1 protein-coding gene and 1 pseudogene are annotated in these 1,843 nt (G+C 32.2%); both read right to left on the bottom strand.

Annotated features, from left to right (window positions below):
• Window positions 1–1,347: ISL3 family transposase (locus tag JEM49_RS06540; RefSeq protein WP_242509794.1), on the bottom strand; the 1,347-nt coding region annotated here is incomplete at its 3' end.
• Between the two features lie 252 nt (window positions 1,348–1,599).
• A pseudogene (locus JEM49_RS06535) lies at window positions 1,600–1,843 on the bottom strand (IS110 family transposase); the annotation flags it as partial.

The raw sequence follows: 1,843 nt of genomic DNA, 5'->3' as shown, positions 1-1,843 counted from the left end.
AAAAATATGAATTTTATCCTTTTTAGTTAGTTTAGACATAGTAAAACCCTCGAGATTCATGTCCGAATTTCGAGGGTCACTACAGCTTGATGCTTTTTCTTTTAGAATCGCATCTTTTTCTTCTAATTTGATTCTTGTTACTAAATGATAAAAGTTGGAATAGCCATAAGCAGTTCGTTCAATTTGCTTTATTTTGCGGTTAATACCTTCAAGGCAGCCATTTGATTCAGTAAATCTAGCAGCGTTAAGCAAATCATGAAGACAACGTTTAAAGTTTTTTAACGTAATGTTCATTTGATAACCTATAGTATCTTTACAGTTGAGAAGTTTTCTTAGATCAGAAATATTTTTATTTATTAGGGCTTTACTAATATCTTGTAAAAGATTGTAGGTATTCTCTAATTCTTCACTTAGCGCTAGTCCATCAGTCACAATTTGTTCCTGAGTTAGTGTATCTTTGAGGTGCCATTCATAATGTGGTTTTGTCTTTTCAAGATCATCAAAGGGCTTTAAATATAGTTTCCAATAATATTTAAGCAAGTTATATTCACGTGATCCTTTATGGTACTTCTTCATAACATGAATACGACATGAGTTAAATGAACGGTTAAGCATTTGAATGATGTGAAAACGATCAAAAATGATCTGAGCATTAGGAAATGGTTCTCTGGCCATTATGTCATAGTAGTAATTAAGATCCATCGTAACGGTTTTAGCCTTCCTACGAATAGTAATTGGAAAGTGCTTAAAATACTTAAGAATATCCTTTTTAAATCTATTAGGTAAGATTTTGAGCACATGTTGAGACTGACCATCAAGGGCAATAAAGTGAAGCTGACGACCCACACCTTTGAATTCATCAAAAGCTAAGTGCTCAGGTAGCCAGTCATAATCTTGGGTAGAAGTAGTCTGATATTTTTCAAGCATTCGTTGAACAGTACAAGTTGAAACTGAGTTTTGGATGGCGATAGTTTTCATTGACATGTCTTCAGTTAAAGCAGAAATAATCTTTCTTTTCACTGGATTTGAGATATGACAATACTTATTTACTAAATTAGTTTCAGCCATAGAATTATGATGACAGTCTTGGCAAATAATTCTTTCTTTGGCTATTCTGATAAAGACAGGTAGACTAGCATCTAAAGCAAGATAACGGAGATTAGAATAAGAATGGCCATTGTGCCAAATATGATCAGAGCCACAAACAAGACAATGATCAAGATGAAGAACAGCATGATAGAATTTGGCCTCACGTCCACGATATTTCCCTAATGAAGTATCAAGGAATTCTAAATTATCTGCTTCAATATTAAGAGTAAATTTAATATAATTATTGAGAGAAGTCATAAGCAATCACCTTAATTTCTAAAGAGTAGTATCAAAGGATATTAATGTAAGAGGCCTATGGCTTCTTTTTCTACGTAAAGTCAAGCACAATAAGCTGTTTGGCTTTATTTTTTTGTTTAAATTTTAACTTAAGCAAGTTTTAGTGTCGATTTATTTTTAAAGGAATATACGACAAATAAGCTTGCAAATATGTAGTTTTTACAAGCTTAGGTCTATAATAAAACTGATCAATTAATTACGATAAAAGTCTTTTTAGTTATGTGTGGCTACGTTGTAATCATATAGTTGATCATTGATAATCAGAGCATAAATGGTTCTGATTAATTTATGTATTGAAGCAATAGCTATCTTTTTAAACCCTTTGGTTTGAGAGGATAGCTTTTTGCTTTCGTAATAATCTGCTATATGACATGGATTTGTCTTAGCTGCATTATCAATTTGTCCAATAGCTCGATAAAGCAACTTACGTGCGACTGCATTGCCATGTTTAGTAATA

The sequence above is a fragment of the Lactobacillus sp. A27 genome (assembly GCF_016742815.1).
GTDB classification, from domain to species: Bacteria; Bacillota; Bacilli; order Lactobacillales; family Lactobacillaceae; genus Lactobacillus; species Lactobacillus gallinarum.
Note: the sequence above shows the minus strand (reverse complement) of the source record. Positions and strands in the feature narration are given on the sequence as shown.